Source organism: Serratia sp. M24T3 (genome assembly GCF_000257645.1).
Classification (GTDB): Bacteria; Pseudomonadota; Gammaproteobacteria; order Enterobacterales; family Enterobacteriaceae; genus Rouxiella.
Window position 1 is genome coordinate 158,565 of sequence record NZ_AJHJ01000001.1, and the last position, 13,176, is coordinate 171,740.

At 50.8% G+C, this 13,176-nt stretch carries 11 protein-coding genes; 3 read left to right on the plus strand and 8 right to left on the minus strand.

From position 1 onward, the window contains the following. Window positions 1-12: 12 nt before the first annotated feature. Both carA and dapB read right to left on the minus strand, forming a co-directional pair. Window positions 13-1,161 carry a glutamine-hydrolyzing carbamoyl-phosphate synthase small subunit gene (gene carA / locus SPM24T3_RS00600; protein WP_009634732.1) on the minus strand — a complete coding sequence of 383 codons (1,149 nt, stop codon included), beginning with the start codon at window positions 1,159-1,161 and terminating at the stop codon, window positions 13-15. A gap of 499 nt (window positions 1,162-1,660) precedes the next feature. Further along, entirely contained in the window at window positions 1,661-2,482 is an 822-nt protein-coding gene (gene dapB, locus SPM24T3_RS00605; RefSeq protein WP_009634733.1) for a 4-hydroxy-tetrahydrodipicolinate reductase, read from the minus strand. A gap of 614 nt (window positions 2,483-3,096) precedes the next feature. On the opposite strand from dapB, the gene SPM24T3_RS00610 reads away from it, so the two are divergent. Both SPM24T3_RS00610 and SPM24T3_RS00615 read left to right on the plus strand, forming a co-directional pair. Continuing rightward, window positions 3,097-4,239 carry a porin gene (locus tag SPM24T3_RS00610; RefSeq protein WP_369699976.1) on the plus strand — a complete coding sequence of 381 codons (1,143 nt, stop codon included), beginning with the start codon at window positions 3,097-3,099 and terminating at the stop codon, window positions 4,237-4,239. 175 nt (window positions 4,240-4,414) lie between these two features. Beyond that, window positions 4,415-5,281, plus strand: coding sequence for an SMP-30/gluconolactonase/LRE family protein (locus SPM24T3_RS00615; protein ID WP_009634735.1), 867 nt, complete (start codon window positions 4,415-4,417; stop codon window positions 5,279-5,281). 59 nt (window positions 5,282-5,340) lie between these two features. Here SPM24T3_RS00615 and ispH read toward each other — a convergent pair whose 3' ends face one another. The 5 genes from ispH to ribF all read right to left on the minus strand — a co-directional run bounded on the left by ispH (window position 5,341) and on the right by ribF (window position 11,077). Continuing rightward, on the minus strand, window positions 5,341-6,291 hold the full coding sequence (gene ispH, locus SPM24T3_RS00620) for a 4-hydroxy-3-methylbut-2-enyl diphosphate reductase (protein WP_009634736.1): 951 nt from the start codon (window positions 6,289-6,291) through the stop codon (window positions 5,341-5,343). Continuing rightward, on the minus strand, window positions 6,272-6,742 hold the full coding sequence (gene fkpB / locus SPM24T3_RS25270) for an FKBP-type peptidyl-prolyl cis-trans isomerase (RefSeq protein WP_009634737.1): 471 nt from the start codon (window positions 6,740-6,742) through the stop codon (window positions 6,272-6,274). Before fkpB ends, ispH begins: the two co-directional genes overlap by 20 nt. A 3-nt stretch (window positions 6,743-6,745) precedes the next feature. Continuing rightward, window positions 6,746-7,252: a signal peptidase II gene (gene lspA / locus SPM24T3_RS25275; protein ID WP_009634738.1), complete on the minus strand. Its 507-nt coding sequence runs from the start codon at window positions 7,250-7,252 to the stop codon at window positions 6,746-6,748. After that, window positions 7,252-10,068, minus strand: a complete 2,817-nt coding sequence (gene ileS / locus SPM24T3_RS00635) for an isoleucine--tRNA ligase (protein WP_009634739.1) — start codon at window positions 10,066-10,068, stop codon at window positions 7,252-7,254. Before ileS ends, lspA begins: the two co-directional genes overlap by 1 nt. 73 nt (window positions 10,069-10,141) lie before the next feature. Then, the gene (gene ribF / locus SPM24T3_RS00640; protein WP_009634740.1) at window positions 10,142-11,077 is read right to left on the minus strand and encodes a bifunctional riboflavin kinase/FAD synthetase; all 936 of its coding nucleotides are present in this window, start codon (window positions 11,075-11,077) and stop codon (window positions 10,142-10,144) included. A gap of 489 nt (window positions 11,078-11,566) precedes the next feature. On the opposite strand from ribF, the gene rpsT reads away from it, so the two are divergent. After that, a complete protein-coding gene (rpsT, locus tag SPM24T3_RS00645) occupies window positions 11,567-11,827 on the plus strand; it encodes a 30S ribosomal protein S20 (protein WP_009634741.1) in 261 nt (86 codons plus the stop codon). Between the two features lie 82 nt (window positions 11,828-11,909). On the opposite strand, the gene nhaA is transcribed toward rpsT, so the two are convergent. After that, window positions 11,910-13,076: a Na+/H+ antiporter NhaA gene (gene nhaA, locus SPM24T3_RS00650; RefSeq protein WP_009634742.1), complete on the minus strand. Its 1,167-nt coding sequence runs from the start codon at window positions 13,074-13,076 to the stop codon at window positions 11,910-11,912. Window positions 13,077-13,176: the final 100 nt, after the last annotated feature.

The window sequence follows — 13,176 nt, forward strand, 5'->3', positions numbered from 1 at the left end:
TGCTCCTGTTAATTATTTGCCGCTGTTACGGTAAGCTTCGATCAGTTCGATAAAGTGGTCGAACAAGGGTGCTGCATCGTGCGGACCCGGGCTCGCTTCAGGGTGTCCCTGGAAGCTGAACGCTGGCTTGTCGGTGCGATGCAAACCTTGCAGTGTACCGTCGAACAGTGATTTATGCGTGGTGCGCAGCGTGGCTGGCAGACTCGCCTCTTCAACCGCAAAACCGTGGTTCTGTGCAGTAATCATCACGGTATTGTTATCGATATTTTTAACCGGATGGTTGCCACCATGATGACCAAATTTCATTTTCGAGGTTTTCGCGCCGCTTGCCAGTGCCAGCAGCTGATGACCCAGACAGATACCAAACACCGGAATTTCGGTGGTCAGGAAAGTCTTGATAGCCTCGATGGCGTAATCGCACGGCTCAGGGTCGCCCGGTCCGTTTGACAGGAAGATGCCGTCTGGATTGAGTTTCAGCACATCTTCCGCTGGCGTTTGCGCCGGAACAACGGTCAGGCGGCAGCCGCGGTCAACCAGCATGCGCAGAATGTTGCGCTTCACGCCGTAATCGTAAGCAACAACGTGGAAGGGTAAATCTTCAGCTTTCTTCGCTTCCGGCAAATCGCCTTCAAGAGTCCAGCTACCCTGTTGCCAGCTATAAGACTCTTGCGTGGAGACTTCTTTAGCCAGATCCATCCCTTTTAGGCCCGGGAAAGCTTTAGCTTTTTCCAACGCCAATGCAGCATCAATCGCGTCGCCCGCAATAATGCAACCGTTCTGCGCGCCCTTCTCACTCAGCAAACGAGTCAGCTTACGCGTATCGATGTCCGCGATGCCTACAATGTTGTGACGTTTGAGGTAGTCAGAAAGGGTTTCTTCATTACGGTAGTTGCTGGCAATCAGAGGAAGGTCGCGAATTACCAGGCCTTGAGCGTGTACTGCGGAGGATTCTTCATCAGCGGCGTTAGTGCCGACATTGCCGATATGGGGATAAGTAAGAGTAACGATCTGGCGGGAATAGGAAGGATCAGTGATGATTTCTTGATAACCGGTCATCGACGTATTGAAGACCACTTCCCCTATTGCCGTTCCCTCTGCCCCGATGGCCCGACCGTGGAATTGGGTTCCGTCTTCCAGAACCAGTAGCGCTGACTTTATCAAAGCATCCTCCAAGAATAATCAATCATTATATTTGCATATTAATTCAGATCCGGTGACCTAATCAATGCAAAAATTGCACTCAGAGTGGTAATTTTTCTACCCTAAAAGCTAATTTTTGGCAAATTGGGCGCATTCTAATGATGGGCGCAGAGTTTGTCCACCAAAAGCACCATTATTTTACTGTTTTTTGCACCACTCAAGTAAATGAGTGTCAAATAGCGATAAAAGGACAGGATAAGTATGCATAGTAAACGTTTGCGAAGGGGTTTGTTTGGAAATCTGGATATTTTAAGCAGTCTAGACGATCTGAAGGAAATGACCTGATTATTAATTAACCAATACGGTAAAAATTCTGTCCTAAAACAATAGTAATAGTCATTTCAATATAAAAACCACGCCAATCCTCTATTTTAATGAAAAAAGAAAAGGGCAATAAAAAAACTGCCCTTTCATCAAAACATTATGATTAAAACAACCACATCACGATTGTTGGGAAAACTTATAAATCTTCGAGACCCAAGACGTCTCGCATATCAAATAGACCATTTTTCTTCGATGATACCCACTTTCCTGCACGAACAGCGCCATTTGCGAAGGTCATGCGGCTGGAAGCCTTGTGAGTAATCTCGACACGCTCGCCAATATCAGCAAACATGGCAGTATGTTCGCCAACGATATCGCCTGCGCGAATGGTGGCGAAACCGATACTCATCGGATCGCGCTCGCCGGTATAACCTTCACGGGCATACACTGCGCAGTCTTTTAAATCACGGCCCAATGCACCAGCGATTGCCTCACCCATTGCCAATGCGGTGCCAGACGGCGCATCGACCTTGTGGCGATGGTGAGCTTCTACGATTTCAATATCGGTATAGTCACCCATGACTTTGGCGGCTTTCTCAAGCAGTTTAAGCACTACGTTGACGCCAACGCTAAAGTTAGCGGCAAACACTACCGGAATATCGCTTGCAGCCTGCTTGATAGCAGCCTTGCCGGCGTCGTCAAACCCTGTGGTGCCAATAATAATGCCTTTGCCGTGCTTAACGCAGAAACTCAAGTGATCCAGCGTGCCTTCAGGACGGGTAAAGTCGATCAAGATATCGAAATCTTGCGCTACCGCTTCCAGGCTATCGCTTACGATCACGTTAGCCACGCCCACGCCCGCCAGTTCGCCTGCATCGGTGCCAACTAATGAAGAACCTTTGCGTTCCAACGCCGCGCCCAGTACTACGCCTTCAGCCTGCTGTACGGCCTGAATTAGCTGGCGGCCCATGCGCCCACCGGAACCGGCAATCGCCATGCGGATATCAGCTTTGCTCATAATTTCTCTCTTTATTAATGTGTGCTGCCGTAAAACAGAGTCAGGTTAACGACCCACTCCCGCCACGGCTAGTGAAATTGCCTCATAATTAGAAAATTATGTTACAGGCGCGCCAGCATCAGTAAATCTATTTCGCACTTTGGGCGACAATGTCGGACTTGTCCTCTCAACGACAAGATAAATCAGCACTTTTACGCTGCAAACACTCTCCACCGCCTCAATGAATAATCATGCAGTCAACTGAATAATCATCCAAACGCAGTTTTTCCTGCTACAAACTGTCGCCAACTGGATCAATTTATGTGCGCTGATATAAATAATTCATATTTCGTTATTGGATTTTGCACAACCGTTATGCTACTAAATAGCCAACTAATTCTAAGTCGTGCAATTATTGTAAAGGCAAAATTAAATAAGCCGAACTATAAGCGCGGTAACATCTTGAATTAGTTATTTATTCTTTAATCATCAGTTAATCGTGCAATTGAGACCAATTTTTAAATTTGGCAAATTGCCAGGTAGCTGTTAAATGCTCGTTAATCCCCCTCGTGCATAACTAGGGAACTTAGGCTGCCAGCAGATTAATGGCACCTGGAGTCAGTATGAAATTTAAAATGAATAGGGTTTCACAAACGGTTGTCGCAGGCCTGCTATTGGGTGGCGCATCGTTCGCAGCACAGGCTGAAATTGAACTGATTAAACAAGATCCTCAACCTTATGATCTGCTGAGTCGCCTTGACTTCAAAGTGGGCGGTAGTATTCGTCCGCAGGTCGTTAATACCATGGGCAGTTCTGATAAAGGCTCATACAAGAACAACGGCTATGACGGCGGTTCACGTTTCCGCTTTACTGCCGACTACTTCCTGTTCGATGACGTTCACTGGGTAGGTTACTACGAACTCGGCGTAAACATTCCAGCCGTGTTCAGCTGGGATAACCACTATGCTCAGGGCGCGCATGATACCACCCGTCGCCAGCTGTATACCGGCTTCAAGAGCAAAACCTACGGTACTCTGACTTACGGTCAACAGAACAGCATCTATTATGATGTGGTTGGTGCGAAAACCGATATCTGGGATGACGACATGTTGGCCCAGGCACCGGGTAACGGTATCAACGGCGACTACGACGGTTCATACCGTTCACGTAAGCAATTGAAATATAAATACAGTGCGGGTCCGGTTGACCTGTATGCAGCTTACTTGCTGCCTGATGATGATTTGCTGGAATCACATAGCCTGGCCTACAAACGTAAAGGCGGCGGTTCTGTTGGTGCCAACTGGCACATCAACGATACTCTGACCTGGGGTTCTGCCTACAACTACACCAGCGCAGAAGTTAAAAATCGTGCTGCCAACAACGTTTCTAAAAACTATGACCAGAGCATTCTTGGTACCGCACTGTCGTGGACACCAAGTCACTGGACCTTCTCTGCGGGCGGCGGTTGGTACCATAACTTCCTGACCACCAAAGTGAATGACTACCAAGACTACTTCGCAGGCAATGCCTGGGGTGTCGAATACTATGCCGGATACAACATCCCAGTTAAGCAATTTGCTATCAAGAGTATCCAACCTTACTTCATGGGCGACCATCTGAAGTACGTGAGCGGACGTGATTATCAACGCACCGATAACGGTGTGGGTGTTTCTGTGAAACTGGATTACGGCTTCCAGGTTGACTTCGAACACGTGATAACCAACTCTACCGATAACATTGGCGACCTGAACCTGGTTCGTTTGTACTACAACTTCTAATCTCCGACCCGCTATTCTAGACACAGATAGAGCGTTGGAAATATGGGCCTGCTGATAATTTCAGCAGGCTTTTTTTATGCTTACGATAACGAATCTTTTACCCTCTCTTTCCTCAGAAGGCTTTACACGACTAAACTCATTGGGATTAGTCTTTTATTTTGCCGGAGAAATCCTCATGTCCGCATTTTTAAGGTCCGCAGTTGCCGTGGTGAGTGACTATCGAGCTACTTTAGGCGAGACCCCCGTCTGGTGCCAGCGTACTCAATCTTTACTTTGGGTCGATATTCCTAACCAGCGTCTTCTGCGCTACTGGCCACAAAAGCAAACATTCCAACAGCGTGAACTTCCTTTCCTGACCAGTGCTGCATTGCTAACGGAAAAACAAGACACCTTTTTACTCGTCACCCAAAACGGCCTCGCTCTTTATGACTATCCTGCCGAAAATATCACTTTTTTGTGCGAGTATCCGGGAGTAAAAGGAACCCGGCCAAATGAGGCAGCAATCGCGCCCGATGGCTCAGTGTGGTTTGGCACCATGGATTTGCAGGAAGACGAAACGATTGGCGGCTGGTATCGCTATGAAACTGGCGATGATGCCCCTGCGCTGATGATGGATAACGTAGGAACGCCCAATACGTTAGCCTGGTTCGAAGGGAAAGTGTGGTTCGCAGACAGCATGAAAAAACGCTTTTATTCCGGCAATGCGCGAAAAATTAATCCGCTGAAGCTTTCCTGCTTTTCCTCCGGAGATAAAACCCCCGATGGATCAACGCTGACTGAAGACGGCATTCTGCTGACCGCCTGCTGGGGCAACGGTTGTCTATTGCGTCAGCAAATTAACCAGGGGGAACTTATCACACTGGATACAGTGAAACTGCCGGTGACGCAACCGAGTTGCTGCACCTTTGGCGGGGAAGATATGAGCCAGCTGTTTATCACTTCGGCGAGGACGGGTCTGGAAAATCCGCAAGAAATCGAAGGGGCATTATTGCAGGTACAAACCGCGACGCGCGGCAAAGAACAGTCCCGGTTTAAGCTTTAATCCGATGAGCTGTGACTTGATATGTTCCCCCACCATAAAGTTGGGGGAACTACCGAGTATTAGCTTACCGCTTTGATATCGATACGCAGTTCTTTCGGTACTTCAAATACGATATTTTCTTCACGCCCGTCCATATTGACGACCCCCAGGCAACCCAGGGTTTTCAGACGTTCGATGACTTCCTGAACCAGAATATCCGGCGCAGAAGCTCCCGCCGTAACACCGACGCTGATTGCTCCCTTCACCCACTCTTCTTTGATATCTTCCGCAGAATCAATCAGGTAAGAAGGTTTACCCACGCGCTGTGCCAATTCGGCCAGGCGATTGGAGTTGGAGGAGTTTTTAGAGCCAACCACCAGCACCACATCCGCTTCATCAGACAGGTTACGCACGGCTTCCTGACGATTGGTAGTGGCATAGCAGATGTCGTCTTTGCGTGGACCGACGATTTTCGGGAAGCGCTCACGCAGGGCGTCAATCACCTCTGAAGTATCATCAACCGACAGCGTGGTCTGCGTCATAAAGCACAGGTTTTCCGGGTCCTTGACATCCAGCTTAAAGACATCAGCCGGAGACTCAACCAGATACATGCCACCCTTCGGGTTATTGTACTGCCCCATTGTGCCTTCGACTTCGGGGTGTCCGGCATGGCCAATCAGGATAGCTTCCGTGCCTTTTCGACTGGCGCGCGCAACTTCCATATGCACCTTGGTCACCAGCGGGCAAGTGGCATCGAACACCGTCAGGTCGCGTGATTTGGCTTCAGTCCGCACGGCCTGGGAAACACCGTGCGCCGAGAAGATCAGAATGGAACCGTCAGGCACTTCGCTGATTTGCTCGATAAATACTGCCCCGCGCTGACGCAGGCTATCTACGACATAGCGGTTATGTACCACTTCATGGCGCACATAAATCGGCGCACCATAAAGCTCAAGCGCGCGTTCAACGATGGTAATGGCACGGTCAACACCGGCACAAAAACCACGCGGATTAGCCAGCAGAACTTGCATCAGACGCCTCCATTTCAGGGTCTATCTTTAACACTTCAATATCAAAATCAATGTGATGACCGGCAAGCGGATGGTTAAAATCCACAGTGACCGAACCTTCTGTCACTTCTCGCACCACGCCCGGCATTTCGCTACCATCACGGGTAGTGAATAGCATGATAGTACCGACATCCGGGACGCCGGTCTCCATAAAATCACGCAGCGGGAAGAACTGAACCAGATCTGGGCTGTTGGTCCCAAACGCCGACTCCGGGGACAGCGTAAAAGCTTTCTTGTCCCCGACGTGCAGACCCAGCAGTTGGTTTTCCAGCGCCTCGGACAGACTGCCATCTCCCAGACGGAACAAGGCGGGTTTGCCGTGACTCAGTGTTGATTCCGCGGTTGAGCCGTCTTCCAGCTTCAGCGTGAAATGAACCAATACTGCGCTGTCGTGTATCACCTGCTCGGTCATGCTCTATCCTTTACTTTTTGTCGTTTTAGGGGAAGACAGAAAGCCTTCCAGAACAACTAACACTGCGCCAACACAGATAAAGCTGTCGGCCAGGTTGAATATTGGGTAGTGCCAATCGTTGACATAAAAATCTATGAAGTCTATGACGAACCCGTGAACCATGCGATCAAACAGGTTACCTAACGCGCCGCCGATAATCATCGCAAAAGCAATGTTATTCAGCTTCTGCTGCTTGCCGTTGCTGCGGTACATCAGTACCAGCAGCGCGACGACAATAACCAGCGCGATAGCGGCAAAGAACCAGCGCTGCCAGCCGCCTTTATCCGCCAGGAAGCTGAACGCGGCACCTGGATTATGTGCATAAGTCAGATTGAAAAACGGGATCAGCGGCAGGGATTCACCGAGTTGGAGATGATTCATCACCAACACTTTGCTGCCGAGATCCAGCACCAGCACAACAACCGCCAGCCAAAGCCAGCGGAGTCCGGTAGAACAAATCGATTTAGCCATTATGCAAATTCGCGCTCTTCGCCGTCACCAGCAATGTTGGTCGCACAGCGTCCGCAAACTTCTGGGTGCGCTGCATTGTGTCCGACATCAGTAGTGAAATGCCAGCAGCGTGGGCACTTCTCGCCTTCAGCTTTTTCCAGACCAATTTTCAGGCCTTTCACCAGCTCGCTAGCGATAGCCGTGTCATCTGCCGCAGACAGTGGAGCGACTTTGGCACCCGAGGTCAGCAGCACGAAGCGCAGCTCATTGCCCAGGCTGTTGAGCTTGGTAGCCAGCGCATCGTCAGCATAAAGTGTTACGGAAGCTTCCAGCGACCCGCCCAGACGTTTGTCTGCACGCGCCTGTTCCAGCACCTTGTTGACTTCGCCACGGACTTTCAGCAGCTCGGCCCAGAACTCGTCGTTCATCGGCTGGCTTTCTTCCAGACCAAACAGGCCGTCGTACCACTCTTCGGTAAACACAAACTTCTCGCGTGAACCCGGCAGGAAGCCCCAGATCTCGTCGGCAGTAAAGGACATGATCGGAGCCATCCAGCGAACCAGCGCTTCCGAAATATAGTACAGCGCGGTCTGGCAGCTGCGGCGAGCAATGCCGTCGCTTTTCGCGGTGTACTGACGATCTTTGATGATATCCAGATAGAATGAACCCATCTCGATTGAGCAGAACTGCATCAGGCGTTGCACCACGCCGTGGAAATCATAGCGATCGTAAGCAGCAACAATTTCTTCCTGTGCCGCCTTCGCACGACCCACGGCCCAGCGATCCAGCACGACCATTTCTTCCGGTTTCACCATGTGCTGCGCGGGATCGAAACCGTTAAGGTTCGCCAGCAGGAAGCGCGCGGTGTTACGAATACGGCGATAAGAATCGGCTGCGCGTTTGAGGATCTCGTCAGACACCGCAATTTCGCCGGTGTAATCGGTTGAAGCCACCCACAGACGCAGGATATCGGCACCGAGCTTGTTCATCACGTCTTGCGGGCTGACGGTGTTACCGATAGATTTTGACATCTTGCGGCCGTTGCCATCCACGGTGAAGCCGTGAGTCAGAACCTGCCTGTACGGTGCGCGGCCTTTCATCGCGGTTGAGATCATCAGCGATGACATGAACCAGCCACGGTGTTGGTCGGAACCTTCCAGATACATATCAGGCTCTTGACCGTTGAACTCAGGGCGCGCGTCTACCACGGAGAAGCTGGTTGAACCTGAGTCGAACCACACGTCCAGAGTGTCAGGGACTTTGACGTAATCCGCGGCTTCTGCACCCAGGATTTCTTCAGGATTGAGATCCCACCACGCCTGAATACCCTCTTCTTCAACGCGTTTTGCCACTTCTTCCATCAACTCAAGACTGCGTGGATGAAGCTCTTCAGTGTCTTTGTGCACGAACAGAGACATAGGAACGCCCCAGGTGCGCTGACGGGAGATACACCAGTCAGGACGGTTGGCAACCATGTTTTCGATACGCGCCTGGCCCCACTCGGGGATCCACTGCACGCCTTTGATTTCTTTCAATGACTGCGCACGCAGGCCTTTCTGATCCATGCTCACGAACCACTGTGGCGTGGCGCGGAAGATGATCGGCGTTTTGTGACGCCAGCAGCACGGATAGCTATGGGTAAACTTCTCGAAATGCACCAATGCATCGTGCTCGCGCAGGATTTCGACGATGATATCGTTGGCTTTGAACACAAACTTGCCGTCCAGCGCCGGGAAGGTGCCAGGCAGGTAGCAGCCGTTCGGGCCAACAGGGTTAGCCACTTCAAGACCGTATTTCTGACCAATCACATAGTCGTCAGGGCCGTGACCAGGAGCGGTATGAACAGCACCGGTACCCGCATCCAGCGTAACGTGGTCGCCAAGGATAGCCGGCACGTCGAACGCCAGGAACGGATGGTGGAAGCGCTGTAGCTCGAGATCAGCACCTTTACATTCGCCCAGCACGGTCCACTCGGTCACGCCAATGCGCTTCATCACACTGGCAACCAGCTCGGTCGCCAGAATCAGACAGCGGCCTTCGATCTGCACGAGCTGATAAGAGAATTCGGCATTCAGCGAGATCGCGCGGTTGGCCGGCATGGTCCACGGGGTGGTGGTCCAGATAACCAGAGAGACTTGACCGTTGAACGCCGTTGCGCCAAATTTGGCGGCCACTGCAGCCGAGTCAACCGCGTTAAACGCAACGTCGATAGCCGGAGAGGTTTTGTCGTAATACTCGACTTCAGCCTCGGCCAGTGAAGAGCCACAGTCGGTACACCAGTGAACCGGCTTCGCGCCTTTCAGCAGGTGACCATTGCCGATGATTTTACCCAGCGCACGGATGATGTTGGCTTCGGTTTTGAAGTCCATGGTGCGGTAAGGGTGATCCCAGTCGCCCAGCACGCCCAGACGAATGAAGTCAGCCTTCTGACCTTCGATTTGTTCTGCCGCGTAGGTACGGCAGGCTGCGCGGAATTCAGCAGGCGTAACTTTTTCGCCCGGCTTGCCGATCAGTTGCTCGACTTTCAGCTCGATTGGCAGACCGTGGCAATCCCAGCCTGGAACATAAGGCGAATCGTAGCCGGCCATCCCTTTAGACTTAACGATAATGTCTTTGAGAATCTTGTTAACCGAGTGACCAATATGAATGCTGCCGTTCGCATACGGAGGGCCGTCATGCAGAATAAAGGATTTTTTGCCCTTTTTGGCAGCGCGGATAATCCCGTACAGATCCTGCTGATACCAGTTATCCAGCATGGCAGGTTCGCGCTTGGCTAAGTCGCCGCGCATCGGGAACCCTGTTTCCGGCAAGTTCAGGGTATTCTTAAAGTCACTCATAAGATTCTCGGTTCCGTTTTTCGGCTAAAAGCCGGGCTACAAATGCAAATGTGTATTGCGCTATTTTTTTAGCTCAAGAATGTTTCAGCCCAAAAAATTTCCGGGCTGTTTGCTCGTCGTTGGCAATCTGTTGCTTTAACGCATCGAGCGATGAAAAACGTTGTTCGTCGCGTATTTTCACGCGGAGCACCACGTCAATGTGGCGCCCGTATAGATCTAATGTGGTGTCGAGCAGGTGAACTTCCAACTGCTTGCGGACACCATTCACTGTTGGTCTGGTACCAATGTTGGCTACGCCAGGCAGCGGGTCGGGACCAAGCCCAACCACCTCTACTGCATAAACGCCTTTGACCGGGCTGACCAGGCGCTTGAGCGGCACATTAGCGGTTGGAAAACCGATGGTGCGACCCAGTTTGTCGCCGTGCACCACCCTTCCCGAAATACAGAAAGGATGACCAAGCAGGTTTTCCGCCAGCGCCAGCTCGTCGTCACGCAGTGCGTCACGGATGGCAGTGCTGCTAATCCGATGGCCACCCTCGCGGAAGGTCTGGGTGCTGACGATGTCAAAACCATATTCCTCACTGGCGCTAAGCAGCAGTGTGAAATCGCCAAGACGAGCCGCACCGAAGCGGAAATCGTCGCCGACGGTAAGAAATTTGACACCCAGTTTTTCGACCAGCAGTTGCGCAACAAATGCCTGGGCACTGTTCGCGGCAAAACGCGGATCGAATTTAACCACCAACAGATAGTCTATCCCGCACTCGGCGAGATACTTGGCCTTGTCACGCAAGTTGGTCAAGCGTGCCGGGGCCTTGTCTCCAGCAAAAAGCTCAAGAGGCTGAGGTTCGAAAATCATAACCATGACCGGTAAACCCAGGCGGCGACCTTCCAGCTTCAACTGTTCGATCAAGGCCTGATGGCCACGGTGTACACCGTCAAAATTACCAATAGTAAGGACGCACCCGTGGTGACGTGCCTGAATATTGTGTATCCCGCGAATTAGCTCCATAACAGGCTCAAATCCATAGCTGGCTCAAAACAGAGGAAATCGGCGGATTATACCTTGTACAGCCCATAAGGTTAACCAGCGATTAGCGGGATCGCAGGATTCTCTCATCGATAACATAGTTTTTTTGGTATCGGGGCGACTTGGCCGGAGATTATCTCTATACTCGGCGTGGTAAAACAGTGAGGCCTCATCGAAACCCCGTTTTCGTCAATCCTTTCTGTTTTCTCAAAAAAACTCAGCATTAACAATCTCTGTTGGAAGAATAATCACTTCTCGACCGAATTTTATTGCTATGGGCTGTATTCTGCGGCTGGAAGCTGTTAAAATCCTGCGCCATCACAACGTAACAAGCGTCGCTTGTAGTTCGGATGAAGTTCGAGCGTTAAAACGGCGCTTATTTGCACAAATCCGTTGACAAAAGAAGTCCGAAAAGGCATATTCCTCGGCCTTCGAATTGTCCTCAATAGAAAAATATTTGGGAGTTGGACCTTGGCTAACATCAAATCAGCTAAGAAACGCGCCGTACAATCAGAAAAACGCCGTCAGCATAACGCTAGCCGTCGTTCAATGATGCGTACCTTTATCAAAAAGGTACACGCGGCTATTGCAGCTGGTGACAAAGAAGCTGCACAAAATGCATTCAACGCAATGCAACCAATTGTGGACCGTCAAGCTTGTAAAGGTTTGATCCACAAGAACAAAGCTGCGCGTCATAAGTCGAACCTGACTGCGCAAATCAACGCTCTGTAATTTTTTACAGTTTGTTGAGAGCTTGATAAAAAAACCGGCGCGAGCCGGTTTTTTATATCTAAATTTCTGTGCGACTCTATTTTCAGAGCGCTTTTTTAGGCAACACCCGCCCCAGCAGTAAATAGCCTATCACTGCCGACAGCACCGATCCGATTAAAATACCTATCTTGGCATAAATCATCATCGACGCATCCGCATCACCAAACGCCAGCGATCCCAAAAAAATCGACATGGTGAAACCAATACCACACAGCACTGAAACTGCCGAAATTTGCTTGAAGTTGATGCCCGGTGGCAAACGAGTGATCTTTAATTTCATCGACACCCAGCAAAACAGCATGATGCCGATTGGTTTTCCGAGCAATAATCCTGCGGCAATGCCCATCGGCAGCAGTGAAAACACGTCTTCTCCCGTGACTCCCTGCAGCGATACACCGGCATTGGCAAAGGCAAAAATGGGTAGGATAAGCCAGGCAACCCACGGATGAATACCGTGCTCAACACGCCGCGCAGGGGACTTACCTTCCGTTTTTAACGGGATGAGGAAACCCAGTATCACACCGGCCAAAGTGGCGTGAACACCCGATTTCAGAACACAAACCCACAGGAAAATACCCAGCACCACGTAAGGCGTTAGCTTCGTTACGCCGCGCCAGTTAAGCCAGGCAAGGGCTGCAATTGCCAGCACAGACAATATTAAAGCGGTAACAGAGATATCGTGACTGAAAAAAGCCGCGATTATTATGATCGCGCCGAGATCGTCGATAATTGCCAGCGCCAGTAAAAAAACCTTCAGACTGGTAGGGACTCGTGACCCTAGCAACGCCATCACGCCTAATGCAAAAGCGATATCAGTCGCTGCAGGAATAGCCCAGCCCTGACGTGCAACCTCGTCACCGCCGTTAAAGCATAGGTAAAACAGCACCGGAACCAGCATACCGCCTAGCGCAGCAATGGCTGGAAACAGTGCCTGTTCTCGACTCGACAGCGCACCTTCGAGTAACTCGCGCTTTACCTCCAACCCGACCATCAGGAAGAAGATCGCCATCAGCCCGTCGTTAATCCATAACAGCAGCGGTTTGTTCAAACCAAACTGCCCGATGCTCAAGGCGACCGGCGAGTTGAGGAAATCGAGGTAAATACCACTTAACGAGGTGTTCGCCATGATCAAGGCGATGACAGCAGCCACAATCAAGACAATTCCGCCCGACGCTTCCATACGTAAGAACTGACGAATCAGGTTTGTCACTTTTCTACACTCCTTTAAAAGCTGTCTGTGGAAATAATGCACAGAGTCAGTGAGGAAGTGTACTCAGATGTGGTCGCAGGAAAAAGGCGTTTATGCCGAG